Origin of the sequence: Pseudomonas sp. GD04058 (genome assembly GCF_029836855.1) — a bacterium.
Taxonomy (GTDB): Bacteria; Pseudomonadota; Gammaproteobacteria; order Pseudomonadales; family Pseudomonadaceae; genus Aquipseudomonas; species Aquipseudomonas bharatica.
The window spans coordinates 85,384-102,612 of sequence record NZ_JAOECN010000009.1 but is presented as its reverse complement, the minus strand read 5'-3'; the positions used below and the strand labels follow the sequence as shown (position 1 = coordinate 102,612).

The 17,229-nt window shown below is 63.7% G+C and carries 14 protein-coding genes; 12 read left to right on the top strand and 2 right to left on the bottom strand.

The annotated features are described in order from the left end of the window. Positions 1-4: 4 nt before the first annotated feature. From murD to lpxC, 9 genes are all read left to right on the top strand, one after another. The gene (gene murD, locus N7650_RS10670; protein WP_279898130.1) at positions 5-1,351 is read left to right on the top strand and encodes a UDP-N-acetylmuramoyl-L-alanine--D-glutamate ligase; all 1,347 of its coding nucleotides are present in this window, start codon (positions 5-7) and stop codon (positions 1,349-1,351) included. Next, on the top strand, positions 1,351-2,565 hold the full coding sequence (ftsW, locus tag N7650_RS10665; protein WP_170394673.1) for a putative lipid II flippase FtsW: 1,215 nt from the start codon (positions 1,351-1,353) through the stop codon (positions 2,563-2,565). The genes murD and ftsW overlap by 1 nt, the downstream gene beginning before the upstream one ends. After that, complete coding sequence (gene murG, locus N7650_RS10660; protein WP_009396672.1) at positions 2,555-3,634, top strand: undecaprenyldiphospho-muramoylpentapeptide beta-N-acetylglucosaminyltransferase; 1,080 nt, start codon at positions 2,555-2,557, stop codon at positions 3,632-3,634. Before ftsW ends, murG begins: the two co-directional genes overlap by 11 nt. Further along, complete coding sequence (gene murC, locus N7650_RS10655) at positions 3,627-5,081, top strand: UDP-N-acetylmuramate--L-alanine ligase (protein WP_009396673.1); 1,455 nt, start codon at positions 3,627-3,629, stop codon at positions 5,079-5,081. Before murG ends, murC begins: the two co-directional genes overlap by 8 nt. Further along, complete coding sequence (locus N7650_RS10650) at positions 5,078-6,037, top strand: D-alanine--D-alanine ligase (RefSeq protein ID WP_279898129.1); 960 nt, start codon at positions 5,078-5,080, stop codon at positions 6,035-6,037. The genes murC and N7650_RS10650 overlap by 4 nt, the downstream gene beginning before the upstream one ends. Positions 6,038-6,041: 4 nt before the next feature. Continuing rightward, entirely contained in the window at positions 6,042-6,911 is an 870-nt protein-coding gene (locus N7650_RS10645; protein WP_009396675.1) for a cell division protein FtsQ/DivIB, read from the top strand. A gap of 15 nt (positions 6,912-6,926) precedes the next feature. Continuing rightward, positions 6,927-8,180: a cell division protein FtsA gene (ftsA, locus tag N7650_RS10640; RefSeq protein ID WP_009396676.1), complete on the top strand. Its 1,254-nt coding sequence runs from the start codon at positions 6,927-6,929 to the stop codon at positions 8,178-8,180. Between the two features lie 57 nt (positions 8,181-8,237). After that, the gene (gene ftsZ / locus N7650_RS10635; RefSeq protein WP_009396678.1) at positions 8,238-9,434 is read left to right on the top strand and encodes a cell division protein FtsZ; all 1,197 of its coding nucleotides are present in this window, start codon (positions 8,238-8,240) and stop codon (positions 9,432-9,434) included. Positions 9,435-9,546: 112 nt separating this feature from the next. Further along, positions 9,547-10,458 carry a UDP-3-O-acyl-N-acetylglucosamine deacetylase gene (gene lpxC / locus N7650_RS10630; protein WP_009396681.1) on the top strand — a complete coding sequence of 304 codons (912 nt, stop codon included), beginning with the start codon at positions 9,547-9,549 and terminating at the stop codon, positions 10,456-10,458. 190 nt (positions 10,459-10,648) lie between these two features. Here the strand turns inward: lpxC and N7650_RS10625 are convergent, their stop codons facing one another. After that, positions 10,649-11,113, bottom strand: coding sequence for a DciA family protein (locus tag N7650_RS10625; RefSeq protein WP_064302460.1), 465 nt, complete (start codon positions 11,111-11,113; stop codon positions 10,649-10,651). 282 nt (positions 11,114-11,395) lie between these two features. Here N7650_RS10625 and secA point away from each other — a divergent pair, with 282 nt between their 5' ends. From secA to N7650_RS10610, 3 genes are all read left to right on the top strand, one after another. Further along, complete coding sequence (secA, locus tag N7650_RS10620) at positions 11,396-14,131, top strand: preprotein translocase subunit SecA (RefSeq protein WP_009396687.1); 2,736 nt, start codon at positions 11,396-11,398, stop codon at positions 14,129-14,131. Positions 14,132-14,250: 119 nt separating this feature from the next. Continuing rightward, positions 14,251-15,468 carry a bifunctional glutamate N-acetyltransferase/amino-acid acetyltransferase ArgJ gene (gene argJ / locus N7650_RS10615; protein WP_279898126.1) on the top strand — a complete coding sequence of 406 codons (1,218 nt, stop codon included), beginning with the start codon at positions 14,251-14,253 and terminating at the stop codon, positions 15,466-15,468. A gap of 61 nt (positions 15,469-15,529) precedes the next feature. Further along, positions 15,530-16,474: a Nudix family hydrolase gene (locus tag N7650_RS10610; RefSeq protein ID WP_009396690.1), complete on the top strand. Its 945-nt coding sequence runs from the start codon at positions 15,530-15,532 to the stop codon at positions 16,472-16,474. 192 nt (positions 16,475-16,666) lie between these two features. On the opposite strand, the gene N7650_RS10605 is transcribed toward N7650_RS10610, so the two are convergent. Next, positions 16,667-17,227 (bottom strand): cob(I)yrinic acid a,c-diamide adenosyltransferase, encoded by a 561-nt coding sequence (locus N7650_RS10605; protein WP_279898125.1) that lies wholly within the window; start codon positions 17,225-17,227, stop codon positions 16,667-16,669. Between the last annotated feature and the right edge of the window lie 2 nt (positions 17,228-17,229).

Here is a 17,229-nt window from a genome sequence, read left to right as displayed (position 1 = left end):
ACGCGTGTCCTTGATCGCAACTGACCACTTCCGCATCGTTGTCGGCCTCGGCAAGAGCGGCATGTCCCTGGTTCGCTTCCTGGCGAACCGGGGCATTGCGTTTGCGGTCGCCGACACGCGCGAGAACCCGCCGGAGCTGGCGACCCTGCGTCGCGACTATCCGCAGGTCGAAGTGCGCTGCGGTGAGCTGGACGTGGACTTCCTCTGCCGCGCCGACGAGCTGTACGTGAGCCCCGGGCTGGCCCTGGCCACCCCGGCCCTGCAGCAGGCTGCCGCCCGTGGCGTCAAGCTCTCCGGCGATATCGAGCTGTTCGCGCGTAACGCGAAGGCGCCAATCGTGGCCATCAGCGGTTCCAACGCCAAGAGCACCGTGACCACCCTGGTCGGCGAGATGGCCGCAGCGGCGGGCAAGCGCGTGGCGGTGGGTGGCAATCTCGGCACTCCGGCCCTTGACCTGCTCGGTGACGACGTCGAGCTGTACGTGCTGGAACTGTCGAGCTTCCAACTGGAAACCACCGACCAGCTCAACGCCGAAGTGGCCACCGTGCTCAATGTCAGCGAAGACCACATGGACCGCTACAGCGGCCTGCCGGCCTACCACCTGGCCAAGCACCGGATCTTCCGTGGCGCCCGCCAGGTCGTGGTCAACCGTCAGGACGCCCTGAGCCGTCCGCTGCCGGTGGAAGGCCAGCCCTGCTGGACCTTCGGCCTGAACACGCCTGACTTCAAGGCCTTCGGCCTGCGCGAAGAAAACGGCGAGAAATACCTGGCCTTCGAATTCCGCAACCTGATGCCGGTTCGCGAACTGAAGATCCGCGGTGCGCACAACCAGTCCAACGCCCTTGCCGCGCTGGCCCTCGGGCATGCCGTCGGCCTGCCGTTCGAGGCCATGCTGGAAAGCCTGCGCAGCTTCGCCGGCCTGGCCCATCGTTGCCAGTGGGTCCGTGAGCTGAACGGCGTCAATTACTACGACGACTCCAAGGCCACCAACGTTGGTGCGGCGCTGGCCGCCATCGAAGGCCTGGGTGCCGATATCGGCGGCAAGCTGGTACTGATCGCCGGCGGCGACGGCAAGGGCGCTGACTTCTCCGCCCTGCGTGCGCCGGTCGGCGAACATTGCCGTGCGGTGGTCCTGCTCGGCCGCGATGCCGAGCTGCTGGCCGATGCCCTTGGCGACAGCGTGCCGCTGGTTCGGGTCAAGACCCTCGAGGACGCTGTGCAAAAAGCTGCCGAACTGGCCCGGTCCGGCGACGCCGTGCTGCTGTCCCCGGCTTGCGCCAGCCTCGACATGTTCAAGAACTTCGAGGAGCGTGGGCGCCTGTTCGCCCAGGCCGCAGGAGAACTGGCATGATCTTCGGCGCCATCAAGCCCTATCCGTCGCCGCTGATCAGCGGCCGTGGCATCGACCTGGACTTCCCGTTCCTGGTCGGTTGCCTGGCGTTGCTCGGTCTGGGCCTGGTGATGATTACCTCGGCGTCCTCGGAAGTCGCGGCGGCGCAGTCGGGCAATCCGCTCTACCACATGTTCCGCCACCTGATTTACGTCGGCCTCGGCGTAGGTGCCTGCATCGTCACCATGATGGTGCCGATCTCCACCTGGCAGCGCATGGGCTTCCTGATGCTGATCGGTGCCTTCGGCCTGCTGGTGGCGGTGCTGATCCCGGGTATCGGGCGTGAAGTGAACGGTTCGATGCGCTGGATCGGCTTCAGCTTCTTCAACGTCCAGCCTTCGGAGATCGCCAAGGTCTTCGTGGTCGTCTACCTCGCCGGCTATCTGGTACGGCGGCAGCAGGAAGTGCGGGAAAGCTGGATGGGCTTCTTCAAGCCGTTCATCGTCCTCCTGCCCATGGCCGGCCTGTTGCTGATGGAGCCGGACTTCGGCGCCACGGTAGTGATGATGGGCTCGGCGGCGGCGATGCTGTTCCTCGGCGGCGTGGGGTTGTTCCGCTTCGGCCTGATGGTGGTGCTGGCGGTGGGCGCGGTGTTCGTGCTGGTCCAGGCCCAGCCGTACCGGATGGCCCGCCTGATCACCTTCACCGACCCCTGGGCCGACCAGTTCGGTTCCGGCTACCAGCTGACCCAGGCGCTGATTGCTTTCGGCCGTGGCGAGTGGTTCGGCGTCGGCCTGGGCAACAGCGTGCAGAAGCAGTTCTACCTGCCCGAGGCGCATACCGACTTCGTGTTCTCGGTGCTTGCCGAAGAGCTGGGCGTGGTCGGCTCGCTGCTGACCGTTGCCCTGTTCGTCTTCGTCACCGTGCGCGCGCTGTACATCGGCCTGTGGGCAGAAAAGGCCAAGCAGTTCTTCGCCGCCTACGTGGCCTTTGGCCTGGCCTTCCTGTGGATCGGCCAGTTCCTGATCAACATCGGAGTGAACGTCGGCCTGCTGCCGACCAAGGGCCTGACCCTGCCGTTCCTCAGCTACGGTGGCAGCTCGCTGGTGATCTGCTGTGCCTGCGTCGGGTTGCTCCTGCGCATCGAATGGGAGAGCCGTACTCACCTGGGCAGCGAGGAACACGAATTCGACGAAAACGATTTTGCCGAGGAGCCGACCCATCATGGCCGCTGACGGCAAGAACGTATTGATCATGGCCGGCGGAACCGGCGGCCATGTATTCCCGGCGCTGGCCTGCGCCCGGGAATTCCAGGCGCGCGGTTTCACCGTGCATTGGCTGGGAACGCCACGGGGTATCGAGAATGAACTGGTACCGCAGGCCGGCCTGCAACTGCACCTGATCAATGTCACCGGGCTGCGTGGCAAGAGCAAGCTGTCACTGCTCAAGGCGCCGTTCACCTTGGTCAAGGCGGTGTTCCAGGCGCGGCGGATCATCCGTCAGGTCAATCCGGTCTGCGTGGTCGGTTTCGGTGGCTATGTCACCGGTCCAGGCGGCGTGGCCGCCAGGCTGTGCGGCGTGCCGGTGGTGATCCACGAGCAGAATGCCCGTGCCGGTACCGCCAACCGCCTGCTGGTGCCATTGGCTGGACGGGTCTGCGAAGCCTTCCCGGACACCTTCGGGGCCAGTGCCAAGCGCCGCACCACCGGTAACCCGGTACGTGCCGAGCTGTTCCTGGAGCCTGTGCGCCAGGCCCTGCCGGGACGTCGGGCGCGCCTGCTGGTACTGGGCGGCAGCCTGGGCGCCGAACCGCTGAACAAGCTGCTGCCCCAGGCCCTGGCCCTGGTGCCGGAAAGCCTGCGGCCCGAGGTGTTCCACCAGGCCGGAAAGAATCATGACCAGATCACCGCTCAGCGTTATCGCGAGGCGGGGGTCGAGGCTCAGGTAGAGCCGTTCATCAAGGACATGGCCCAGGCCTATGGCTGGGCCGACCTGGTGGTATGCCGTGCCGGCGCGCTGACCGTCAGCGAACTGGCCGCCGCGGGACTGCCGTCGTTGCTGGTGCCCTTGCCCCATGCCATCGACGACCACCAGACCCACAACGCCCATTATCTGGCACGCGAAGGCGCCGCCTTCTTGATGCCGCAAGCGACAACTGGCGCAGCGCAGCTCGCTGAACGCCTGAACGAGGTGCTGATGCAACCGGAAAAACTCGACACCATGGCCGCCACCGCACGACGCCTGGCCAAGCCCGCTGCAACCCGCACCGTGGTCGATATCTGCCTGGAGGTGGCCCATGGTTGAGAACCAGAAAGCCATGCCCCAGCCTGAAATGCGCCGTATCCGTCGCATCCACTTCGTCGGTATCGGCGGCGTGGGCATGTGCGGGATCGCCGAAGTACTGCTGAACCTGGGCTACCAGGTGTCCGGTTCCGACCTCAAGGAGTCGCCCGTTACCGAGCGCTTGAAGTCCTTCGGGGCCGAGATCTTCATCGGCCACCGTGCCGAAAACGCCGCCAGCGCCGACGTGCTGGTGGTGTCCAGCGCCATCAACACGGCCAACCCGGAAGTTGCCACCGCCCTGGAGCGGCGCATTCCGGTGGTGCCGCGTGCCGAGATGCTGGCCGAGCTGATGCGCTACCGCCATGGCATCGCCGTCGCCGGTACCCATGGCAAGACCACCACCACCAGCCTGCTGGCCTCGGTCTTCGCCGCAGGCGGCCTGGATCCTACCTTCGTCATCGGTGGCCGCCTGAACGCTGCAGGTACCAATGCCCAGCTCGGTACCAGCCGCTACCTGATCGCCGAAGCCGACGAGAGCGATGCCAGTTTCCTGCATCTGCAGCCATTGGTCGCGGTGGTCACCAATATCGACGCCGACCATATGGCCACCTACGAAGGCGACTTCAACAAGCTGAAGAAAACCTTCGTCGAGTTCCTGCACAACCTGCCGTTCTACGGCCTGGCCGTGGTCTGCCTGGACGACCCGGTGGTTCGCGAGATCCTGCCGCTGGTCAAGCGCCCGGCAGTGACCTACGGCTTCAGCGAAGAAGCCGACGTGCGCGCGATCAACGTACGCCAGTCGGGCATGCAGACCCACTTCACCGTGCTGCGCCGTGACCGTGCGCCGCTGGACGTGTCGGTGAACATGCCGGGTAACCACAACGTGCTCAACGCCCTGGCGACCATCGCCATCGCCACCGACGAGGGCATCAGCGACGAGGCCATCGTCCAGGGTCTTTCCGGTTTCCAGGGCGTTGGCCGACGCTTCCAGGTCTACGGCGAACTGCCGGTGGAAGGCGGCAGCGTGATGCTGGTGGACGACTATGGTCATCACCCGACCGAGGTTGCCGCGGTAATCAAGGCCGTGCGCGGTGGCTGGCCGGAGCGTCGCCTGGTCATGGTCTACCAGCCGCACCGCTACAGCCGTACCCGTGACCTCTACGACGATTTCGTCCAGGTCCTGGCCGACGCCAATGTGCTGCTGTTGATGGAAGTCTACCCGGCGGGCGAAGAGCCGATCCCGGGCGCCGACAGTCGTCAGCTGTGCCACAGCATTCGCCAGCGCGGTCAGCTCGATCCGATCTACATCGAACGCGGCATCGAACTGGCGCCTCTGGTCAAGCCATTGCTGCGTGCCGGCGACATCCTGCTGTGCCAGGGCGCCGGTGATATCGGTGGCCTCGCGCCACAACTGTTGAAGAGTCCGTTGTTCGCTGGTGCGGGTGCCAGTCAGGAGAAAGCGAAATGACTGCCGAAGCCTACGCCAAGCTGCATTCCACGATCGCCCCGAAAGATTTCGGCCGTGTCGCCGTGCTCTACGGCGGCAAGAGCGCCGAGCGCGAAGTCTCGCTGAAGTCCGGTGCCGCGGTGATCGACGCGCTGCAAGGCGCCGGAGTCGACGTGGTTGCCATCGATGTCGGTGACGACCTGCTGGCCCGCCTGCAGAGCGAGAAGATCGACCGCGCCTTCATCATCCTCCACGGCCGTGGCGGCGAAGATGGCAGCATGCAGGGCCTGCTGGAGTGCCTGGGCATTCCCTACACCGGCAGCGGCATCCTCGCCTCGGCCCTGGCCATGGACAAGTTGCGTACCAAGCAGGTGTGGCAGAGCCTGGGCATCCCGACCCCGCGCCATGCCGTGCTGGCCAGTGAAGCCGACTGTATTTGCGCAGGCGCGGAACTGGGCTTCCCGTTGATCGTCAAACCGGCCCATGAAGGTTCCAGTATCGGTATGGCCAAAGTGTCCAGCGTCGCGGAATTGATCGCGGCCTGGAAAGACGCCGCCAACTACGATTCGCAAGTCCTGGTCGAGCAGTGGATCCAGGGTCCGGAGTTCACTGTGGCGGTGCTGCGTGACCAGGTCCTGCCGCCGATCGCCCTGGGCACCCCGCATTCGTTCTACGACTACGACGCCAAGTACCTGGCTTCCGATACCCAATACCGGATCCCGTGTGGCCTGGATGCAGCCAAGGAACAGGAATTGATCGACCTCACCGCCCGCGCCTGCGACGCCATCGGCATTGCTGGCTGGGGCCGCGTGGATGTAATGCAGGACGAGCAGGGCCGCTTCTGGCTGCTTGAAGTCAACACCGCACCAGGCATGACCGACCACAGCCTGGTGCCCATGGCGGCACGTGCGGCCGGCCTCGATTTCCAGCAGTTGGTGCTGGCGATCCTGGCGGCCAGTGTCGAGGCGCGAGGTTAAGCCCATGCAAGGCGCGATGTTACGTCATCAGCAACCCGCCCCCGGCCGTAACAAGCCGGTGCCGCGTGGTGCCAGCCGGATGGTGGCCAAGGAGCCACTGTCGGCGCGCCTGCCCAAGCCGAACTTCAGCATCTTCAAGAAGCTGCTGTGGCCCGTGCTGCTGGTCGTCGCGGGCTTTGGCGCCTACGAAGGCGCGCAGCGCCTGATGCCCTATGCCGACCGGCCGATCACCAAGATCGCCGTGCAGGGCGACCTCAGCTACATCAGCCAGCAGGCGGTGCAGCAGCGTATTGCCCCTTATGTCGCGGCGAGTTTCTTCACCGTCGACCTGGCGAGCATGCGTACCGAACTGGAGCAGATGCCCTGGATCGCCCATGCCGAAGTACGTCGGGTATGGCCAGACGAAGTGGTTATTCGCCTGGAAGAACAGTTGCCAGTGGCGCGCTGGGGCGAGGACGCCTTGCTCAACAACCAGGGCCAGGCCTTCACCCCGCGCGAGCTGGCGAACTACGAGCACCTGCCGCAGCTTTTCGGGCCGCAGCGCGCTCAGCAACAAGTGATGCAGCAATATCAGGTTCTCAACCAAATGTTGCGCCCCCTGGGTTTCTCGATCGCTCGCCTGGAGCTGCGCGAGCGGGGCAGCTGGTTCCTCACCACCGGCGCCGGCAGCGCTGGCCCGGGTATCGAACTGCTGCTGGGGCGCGACCACCTGGTGGAAAAAATGCGCCGTTTCATTGCCATCTACAACAAGACGCTCAAAGAACAGATCACGAACATCGCCCGCATCGATCTGCGTTACGCCAACGGCCTTGCCGTTGGCTGGCGGGAACCGATTGCACAGCCCGCGGCCCAACCCGCCGTGGCGAAGAATTAGAGAGAGGCAGGACCCATGGCAAATGCGCATAGCGGCAAAATGATCGTCGGGCTGGATATCGGCACGTCCAAGGTGGTTGCACTGGTAGGCGAAGTCGCCGCCGACGGCACCCTGGAGATCGTCGGTATCGGCACCCATCCATCGCGCGGGTTGAAAAAAGGCGTGGTGGTCAATATCGAGTCCACCGTGCAGTCGATCCAGCGCGCCGTCGAAGAGGCGCAGCTGATGGCTGGCTGCCGGATCCACTCGGCCTTCGTCGGCGTGGCCGGCAATCACATCCGCAGCCTGAACTCCCACGGCATCGTGGCGATCCGCGATCGCGAAGTCAGCACTGCGGACCTGGAACGGGTACTGGACGCGGCCCAGGCCGTGGCTATCCCCGCCGACCAGCGCGTGCTGCATACCCTGCCGCAGGATTACGTGATCGATAACCAGGAAGGCGTGCGCGAGCCGCTGGGCATGTCCGGCGTGCGTCTGGAAGCCAAGGTCCATGTGGTGACCTGCGCAGTCAACGCGGCGCAGAACATCGAGAAGTGCGTGCGCCGCTGCGGCCTGGAAATCGACGACATCATCCTCGAGCAACTGGCTTCGGCCTACTCGGTGCTCACCGACGACGAGAAAGAGCTGGGCGTGTGCCTGGTGGATATCGGCGGCGGCACCACCGACATCGCCATCTTCACCGAAGGCGCGATCCGTCATACCGCGGTGATCCCGATCGCCGGCGACCAGGTGACCAACGACATTGCCATGGCCCTGCGTACGCCGACCCAGTACGCCGAGGAAATCAAGATCCGCTACGCCTGCGCCCTGGCCAAGCTGGCCGGTGCCGGCGAAACCATCAAGGTGCCGAGCGTCGGCGACCGTCCGCCGCGCGAGCTGTCGCGCCAGGCCCTGGCCGAAGTGGTCGAGCCGCGCTACGACGAGCTGTTCACCTTGATCCAGGCTGAGCTGCGCCGCAGCGGTTACGAGGACCTGGTACCAGCGGGCATCGTCCTGACCGGTGGTACCTCGAAGATGGAAGGCGCGGTCGAACTGGCCGAGGAAATCTTCCATATGCCGGTACGCCTCGGCGTACCACACAGCGTTCGGGGGCTGAGCGACGTGGTTCGCAACCCGATCTATTCCACTGGCGTTGGCCTGCTGACCTATGGCCTGCAGAAACAGTCCGACGGCGTGCCAGTGCCAGGTATCAGAAACGACAGCTATGGCGATGAACCGAAGGCCCCGGTGCTTGAGCGCTTCAAGCGTTGGGTCCAGGGAAACTTCTAAGTTTCAAAAGCAGTAGTGGTAGGCGCAAAAAACTAGAGAACTGAAAGGAGAGGGAAAATGTTCGAGCTCGTAGACAACGTCCCGCAAAGTCCGGTCATCAAAGTGATCGGCGTCGGTGGCGGCGGTGGCAACGCCGTCAACCACATGGTCAAGAGCAACATCGAAGGCGTCGAATTCATCTGCGCCAACACCGATGCTCAGGCCCTGAAAAACATCGGTGCGCGCACCATTCTGCAACTGGGTACCGGTGTCACCAAGGGCCTGGGCGCGGGTGCCAATCCGGAAATCGGCCGCCAGGCCGCACTGGAGGACCGCGAGCGTATCGCCGAGGTGCTGCAGGGCACCAACATGGTCTTCATCACTACCGGCATGGGTGGTGGTACCGGTACCGGTGCTGCGCCGATCATCGCCGAAGTGGCCAAGGAACTGGGCATCCTCACCGTTGCGGTGGTGACCCGTCCGTTCCCGTTCGAAGGCCGCAAGCGCATGCAGATCGCCGATGAAGGCATCCGCTCGCTGGCTGACAGCGTCGACTCGCTGATCACCATTCCCAACGAAAAACTGCTGACCATCCTCGGCAAGGACGCCAGCCTGCTGTCGGCCTTCGCCAAGGCGGACGACGTTCTGGCCGGTGCCGTGCGCGGTATCTCCGACATCATCAAGCGTCCGGGCATGATCAACGTCGACTTCGCCGACGTGCGTACCGTGATGAGCGAAATGGGCATGGCGATGATGGGTACCGGCTGTGCCAGCGGTCCGAACCGTGCGCGTGAAGCCACCGAGGCGGCGATCCGCAACCCGCTGCTCGAAGACGTCAACCTGCAGGGCGCCCGCGGCATCCTGGTCAACATCACTGCCGGTCCGGACCTGTCGCTGGGTGAATACTCCGACGTGGGCAGCATCATCGAGGCGTTCGCCTCCGACCACGCGATGGTCAAGGTCGGCACCGTGATCGATCCGGATATGCGCGACGAGCTGCACGTCACCGTGGTCGCTACCGGCCTGGGTGCCAAGATCGAGAAGCCTGTGAAGGTCATCGACAACACCCTGCAAAGCGCGGCTGCCCAGGTTTCCACCCCGGCTCCGGCACCCGTGCGCAACGAGCAGCCTGCGGTCAACTACCGTGACCTGGAGCGTCCGACCGTGATGCGCAACCAGACCCACGCTGGCGCGGCAGCGGCTGCCAAGCTCAATCCTCAGGACGACCTGGATTACCTGGACATCCCGGCATTCCTGCGTCGTCAGGCCGATTGATGGAATTTATCAGGGGTATTAGGGTGATTGGTGTTCAGCAAAGGTTGGGTCTGTTATCATCCCCAGCCTTTGTTGATACCAGTTCGCAATCTGTGCTGAAGCGGCCAATGCCATGATTAAACAACGCACCCTGAAAAATATCATCCGTGCCACAGGTGTCGGCCTGCACTCCGGGGAAAAGGTATACCTGACCCTGAAACCTGCGCCTGTGGATACCGGCATCGTATTTTGCCGAGCCGACCTCGATCCCGTGGTGCATATCCCTGCCCGTGCGGAAAATGTCGGCGAGACCACCATGTCGACCACGCTGGTCAACGGCGATACCAAGGTAGACACGGTTGAGCACCTGCTCTCGGCCATGGCTGGCCTGGGCATCGATAACGCCTACGTCGAGCTCTCCGCCTCCGAAGTCCCGATCATGGACGGTAGCGCAGGCCCCTTCGTATTCCTGATTCAATCCGCCGGCCTGGAAGAACAGGACGCGCCGAAGAAATTCATCCGCATCCTGCGTGAAGTGACAGTGCAAGACGGCGACAAGCGCGCCACTTTCCTGCCTTTCGACGGGTTCAAGGTGAGTTTCGAGATCGATTTCGACCACCCGGTGTTCCGCAACCGTACCCAAAGCGCAAGCGTCGACTTTTCCAGCACCTCGTTCGTGAAGGAAGTCAGCCGCGCCCGTACCTTCGGGTTCATGAGCGACATCGAGTACCTTCGCAAGCACAACCTCGCCCTCGGCGGCAGCGTCGAGAACGCCATCGTGGTTGACAAGGACGGTGTATTGAACGAGGACGGCCTTCGCTATGAAGACGAATTCGTCAAGCACAAGATCCTCGACGCCATCGGCGACCTCTACCTGCTGGGCAACAGCCTGATCGGCGAGTTCCGCGGCTTCAAGTCCGGTCACGCGCTGAACAACCAGCTGCTGCGCAAGCTGATCGAAGAAACCGATGCGTGGGAAGTCGTGACTTTCGAAGACGCCAGCACCGCACCGATCTCCTACATGCGTCCGGTTGCCGCTGTATAAGCTCGAATACTCTCTCTAGTTTGAAGGCCGCCCTCGGGCGGCCTTTTTTTATTTGCCTGTCAACACCGGACCCTGTGGGCTTGGGAAATGATGTTGCCAGGTCGGGCCCTATCGCTGGCAAGCCAGCTCCCACAGGGTACTCAGACCCTGTGGGAGCTGGCTTGCCAGCGATGAGGCCATCGGCAGCACCTCAGGAGTTGTCTTTATTGCTCTTGCGATGGCTCGCCAGGCGCTCCAGCGCCGCACGCAGGTTCGGATCACTGATCCCCTGCGCCGTGGCCTGGATGGTTTCCGCCGACTTGTCCGAGATATCGATGACGTGGCTGGGCGGGCGCGGAGTAGTAGCCACCGGCTGCACCTTGAACAGGATCCGGTTCAGGTTCACGAAGGCGTCCAGTTGCTGCAACTGGCGTTGCAGGCGCTTCTGCTGGTAGCGCAGGCGTGTTGCCCAATGCCCGTCGGTGACCACCAGCGTCAGGGTACCTTCGCGCCAGGTCGCCACCCGGCAATGCTCCCGCGCAGCCGGCTGCAACTGGCTTTCCACCAGACGCTGCAACTGCGCCAGGCGCTGCGCCTGGTTGAACAGTGCCTTGAGCGGACGGGCCTCGCGCAACAGCGTGCCGGGCGCGCGGGCGGGAGAGGGGCGGTAGGCCATGATGACACCTGCAAAGACGATCCGCGCATCTTAACAGATCGCCCGCGCAGGGCTGGAGAGCCGCTATCCACATGAATCTTGACCCACGCGGGTTGAAGTTGTCGAAAAAGCCCTTATTGTAAAAAAGCCCCCGTTACAGCGCTGTGCCAGCATCGTGGAACTCCACCACTTTCCTCACCATCGTTTCCGGGTAGAATGCTCGTTCGCATGCGGCCAATAAGGGCTGCACGGGCGACTTCACGGGGCCGCCCTCCATCCCTATGTGTGGAAGATCCTGCCGATATGTTTGCGCCTTTGTTAAAGAAACTTTTTGGAAGCAAGAACGAGCGTGAAGTGAAACGCATGCTCAAGACGGTCCAGATCGTCAATGCCTTCGAAGAGCAGATGGTGGCCCTCTCCGATGAACAGCTGCGGGCCAAGACCCCCGAGTTCAAAGAGCGCCTGGCCAAAGGCGAGACCCTCGACCAGCTCCTGCCGGAAGCATTCGCCGTCGCGCGCGAGGCCGGCAAGCGGATCATGGGCATGCGCCACTTCGATGTGCAGTTGATCGGCGGCATGACCTTGCACGAAGGCATGATCGCGGAAATGCGCACCGGTGAGGGCAAGACCCTGGTGGCAACCCTCGGTGTCTACCTCAATGCGCTGTCCGGCAAGGGCGTGCACGTGGTCACGGTCAACGACTACCTGGCCCGTCGCGACGCCAACTGGATGCGTCCGCTGTACGAATTCCTCGGCCTGACCGTAGGCGTGGTCACCCCGTTCCAGCCGCCGGAAGAGAAGCGCGCTGCCTACGCCGCCGACATCACCTACGGCACCAACAACGAATTCGGCTTCGACTACCTGCGCGACAACATGGCGTTCAGCCTGGAAGAGAAATTCCAGCGCGAGCTGAATTTCGCCGTGATCGACGAAGTCGACTCCATCCTGATCGACGAAGCCCGTACCCCGCTGATCATTTCCGGCCAGGCCGAAGACAGCTCCAAGCTGTACATCGAGATCAACAAGCTGATCCCGCGCCTGACCCAGCACATCGAGGAAGTGGAAGGCCAGGTCACCCAGGAAGGCCACTTCAAGATCGACGAGAAAAGCCGCCAGGTCGAACTCAACGAAGCCGGTCACCAGTTCATCGAGGAGATGCTCACCCAGGTCGGCCTGCTGGCCGAGGGCGAGAGCCTCTACTCCGCGCACAACCTTGGCCTGCTGACCCACGTCTATGCCGGCCTGCGGGCGCACAAGCTGTTCCACCGCAACGTCGAGTACATCGTCCAGGATGGCCAGGTCCTGCTGATCGACGAACATACCGGCCGTACCATGCCGGGCCGTCGTCTCTCCGAAGGCCTGCACCAGGCCATCGAAGCGAAGGAAAACCTGAATATCCAGGCCGAAAGCCAGACGCTGGCCTCGACCACCTTCCAGAACTACTTCCGCCTCTACACCAAGCTGTCCGGCATGACCGGTACCGCCGACACCGAAGCCTTCGAGTTCGCCCAGATCTATAACCTCAACGTTATGGTCATCCCGCCGAACAAGCCGCTGGCGCGCAAGGACTTCAACGACCTAGTGTACCTGACCGCCGACGAGAAATACGCCGCGATCATCGCCGACATCAAGGAAAGCATGGCCTCCGGCCGTCCTGTCCTGGTCGGTACGGCAACCATCGAAACCTCCGAGCACATGTCCAACCTGCTCAAGAAGGAAGGTATCGACCACAAGGTCCTGAACGCCAAGTACCACGAGAAGGAAGCCGAGATCATCGCCCAGGCCGGTCGTCCCGGCGCGCTGACCATCGCCACCAACATGGCCGGTCGCGGTACCGACATCCTGCTGGGCGGCAACTGGGAAGTCGAAGTGGCTTCCATGGAAAACCCGACGCCCGAGCAGATCGCCCAGATCAAGGCCGACTGGCAGAAGCGTCACCAGCAGGTGATCGAATCCGGCGGTCTGCACGTGATCGCGTCCGAGCGCCACGAATCGCGCCGTATCGACAACCAGCTGCGTGGTCGTTCCGGTCGCCAGGGCGACCCGGGTTCGAGCCGCTTCTACCTGTCCCTGGAAGACAGCCTGATGCGCATCTTCGCCTCCGACCGGGTGAAGAACTTCATGAAGGCCTTGGGCATGCAGTCCGGCGAGGCCATCGAGCACCGCATGGTGACCAACGCCATCGAGAAGGCGCAGCGCAAGGTCGAAGGTCGCAACTTCGACATCCGCAAGCAGCTCCTGGAGTTCGACGACGTAGCCAACGAGCAGCGCAAGGTGATCTACCACATGCGCAACAGCCTGCTGGCTGCCGAGAACATCGGCGACACTATCGCCGAGTTCCGCCAGGAAACCCTCGATGCAACCTTCGCCCAGCATATTCCGCCGCAATCGCTGCCCGAGCAGTGGGACGTGGCCGGCCTGGAGGCATCCCTGGCCAGCGACTTCGCGGTGAAACTGCCAATTCAGCAGTGGCTCGACGAAGACGACAAGCTGTACGAGGAGACCCTGCGCGAGAAGGTCCTCAACGAGCTGGTCACCGCCTACAACGAGAAGGAAGACAGCGCTGGCGCCGAAGCCCTGCGTACCTTCGAGAAGCAGATCCTGCTGCGCGTCCTCGACGACCTGTGGAAAGACCACCTGTCGACCATGGACCACCTGCGCCACGGTATCCACCTGCGCGGCTACGCCCAGAAGAACCCGAAACAGGAGTACAAGCGCGAGTCGTTCACTCTGTTCCAGGAGCTGCTGGAGTCGATCAAGCGCGACACCATCCGCGTGCTTTCCCATGTCCAGGTCCGCCGCGAGGACCCGGTCGAGGAAGAAGCCCGTCTGCGCCGCGAAGCCGAGGAGCTGGCCCAGCGCATGCAGTTCCAGCATGCCGCAGCGCCAGGCCTGGAAGCTGCCGAGCAGCTGGAGGAGGGCGCTGAAGTCGCCGTCGCCGCCGCACCGGTACGCAACGACCAGAAACTGGGCCGCAACGAGCTGTGCTGGTGCGGTTCCGGCAAGAAGTTCAAGCACTGCCACGGGCAGATCAACTGATCGAGCCTGTCACGCTGAAACCTGAACACCGCGCCGCGACCGGTCTCCACCGTCGCGGCGTTGTTCCATCTCAAGCACCGTCGGATTGCCGGCGGTGAATTTTTTCTAGGAGCGCTTTCATGGCTGTTGGTCTTGGTCCTTTGCCAACGTTGCACCCGGTTCCCGGTTTCGAACTCGGTATCGCCTCTGCGGGCATCAAGCGCCCGGGGCGCAAGGATGTGGTGGTGATGCGCTGTGCCGAAGGCTCCAGTGTCGCTGGTGTGTTCACCCTGAATGCCTTCTGCGCCGCCCCGGTGATCATTGCCAAGCAGCGCGTGCAGGGCACCGTGCGTTACCTGCTGACCAACACCGGTAATGCCAACGCCGGTACCGGCGCCCCGGGCCTGGCGGCCGCCGAACGCACCTGTGCCAAGCTGGCCGAGCTGACCGGCGTCGACGCCAGCGCCGTGCTGCCGTTCTCCACCGGTGTAATCGGCGAGCCGCTTCCGGTCGAGAAGATCGAAGGCGCCCTGCAGGCCGCCTTGGACAACTTGTCCGAGAACCACTGGGCCGAAGCCGCCACCGGCATCATGACCACCGACACCCTGCCCAAGGGCGCCAGCCGTCAGTTCCAGCATGAAGGCGTGACCATTACCGTCACCGGTATCAGCAAAGGCGCGGGCATGATCCGCCCGAACATGGCTACCATGCTTGGCTACATCGCCACCGACGCCAAGGTCGCTCCGGCAGTGCTCAAGGACCTGATCCTGGACGGCGCCAACAAGTCGTTCAACCGCATCACCATCGACGGCGACACCTCGACCAACGACTGCTGCATGCTGATCGCCACCGGCAAGGCCGACGTGGCCGAGATCACCGAGGCCAGCGGCCCGTTGTTCGAAGCGCTGAAGAAGGCGGTATTCGAAGTCTGCATGGAAGTGGCCCAGGCCATCGTCCGTGACGGCGAAGGCGCCACCAAGTTCGTCACCGTGCAGGTCAACGGTGGTGGCAACCACCAGGAATGCCTGGACGTCGGCTACGCCGTCGCCCACTCGCCACTGATCAAGACCGCGCTTTTCGCCTCCGATCCGAACTGGGGCCGTATCCTCGCGGCGGTGGGCCGTGCCGGCGTTCCGAACCTCGACGTCAGCCTGATCGACGTGTACCTGGACAACGTCTGCATTGCCTCCAAGGGCGGCCGCAGCGCGACCTACACCGAAGACCAGGGCGCCGCCGTCATGGCCCAGGAAGAAATCACCATCCGTATCGAGCTGGGCCGTGGCCAGTGCAGCGAGACCATCTGGACCACCGACCTGTCCCACGAGTACGTGAAGATCAACGCGGAATACCGCACCTGATCGAACGCCGCCGCCTGGCCTGGCCAGACGGCGGCATCCTCTCAATCAGCGGAGTTCAAAGTTGAAACGGATTCATGTCGCCGCCGCCGTCATTCGTGGCGCGGATGGCCGTATTCTCATCGCCCGGCGTGGCGAAACCCAGCATCAGGGCGGCCTGTGGGAGTTTCCCGGGGGCAAGGTCGAGGATGGCGAAGCCGTCGAGACAGCCCTGGCCCGCGAGCTGCACGAAGAGCTGGGCATCGGGGTCACCGCCGCGCGGCCACTGATCAAGATCAGGCACGACTACCCGGACAAGCAGGTCATGCTTGACGTCTGGGAAGTCAACGCCTTCACCGGCGAGCCCCATGGTGCCGAGGGCCAGCCGCTGGCCTGGGTATCGCCACGGGATCTGGGGCAATACGAATTCCCCGAAGCCAACCGGCCCATCGTCGCGGCGGCGCGCTTGCCAGGCGACTACCTGATCACCCCCGACGACCTGGAAGCCCCACACCTGCTGCGTGGTATCCAGAAGGCGATTGCCGGTGGGATCAAGCTGGTGCAATTGCGCGCGCCGAACATGTACGACCCGAAATATCGGGATGTCGCGGTCGATGCCGTAGGCCTTTGCGCCGGCAAGGCGCAGTTGATGCTCAAGGGGCCGCTGGAATGGCTGGGCGACTTTCCGTCTGCCGGCTGGCACCTGACTGCCGAGCAATTGCGCAAGTATGCCCCCAATGGCCGGCCGTTCCCCAAGGAGCGATGGCTGGCGGCGTCGTGCCACAGTGCTGAAGAACTGGCGCTGGCCGAGCGGATGGGCGTGGACTTCGTGACGCTGTCGCCGGTGCAGGCGACCCAGACCCATCCCGAGGCTCAGCCGCTGGGTTGGGACGCGGCGCAGCAGATGATCGATGGCTTCAACAAGCCGGTGTTCCTGCTCGGTGGCGTTGGCCCGAACGAGCGTGAGCGCGCCTGGCAGATCGGTGCGCAGGGTGTTGCCGGAATCCGTGCGTTCTGGCCCGAGATCTGACTTCACACCAGATCCTGTGAGAGCTGGCTTGAACAATGATGCTGTCAGGTCTGGCCTCATCGCTGGCAAGCCAGCTCCCACAAGGTCCAGTGTCAGCCATGGGTTTTGTGTCCGGCGGATAACCCTGTGGGAGCTGGCTTGCCAGCGATGAGGCCGGCAAGGACAAAAATGTTGTCAGGATCCGGCTTCCGCTCAGGGTTTCGCGGCAGCCTGCCAGAGGATTTCGCCGATGCCCTGGCGCCGGGCGATCAAGCGCGCTGCAACGAACAGCAGGTCGGAAAGCCGATTGATATAGGCCAGCCCAACCCCCACCAGCGGCTCCAGCGCATTCAACTGCTGGCAGCGCCGCTCGGCACTGCGTGCCAGGCTCCGGCACACGTGGGCCTGGGCAACCAGCGCCGAGCCTCCCGGCAGGATGAAGTTCTCCAGCGGCCCGAGCTCCTCGTTCCACCGATCGATCGCCGCCTCCAACCGCCCTATCTCGATCTTGTCCAGCGCCTGGTAAGTGGGCATCGCCAGTTCGCCACCCAAGTCGAACAGCCGATGCTGACAAGGCGCCAGTACCTCGATCAGTTCCGTCAGTCCCTCGCCGTCCAGTCCCGCCAGCAACAGCCCTAACTGGCTGTTCAGCGTATCCACCTCGCCGATCGCCTCGATGCGTGGATGGTCCTTGGGCACCCGGCGTCCATCGCCCAGGCCGGTTTCACCCTGGTCCCCGGTGCGGGTGTAGATCTTCGACAGGCGGAAACCCATGC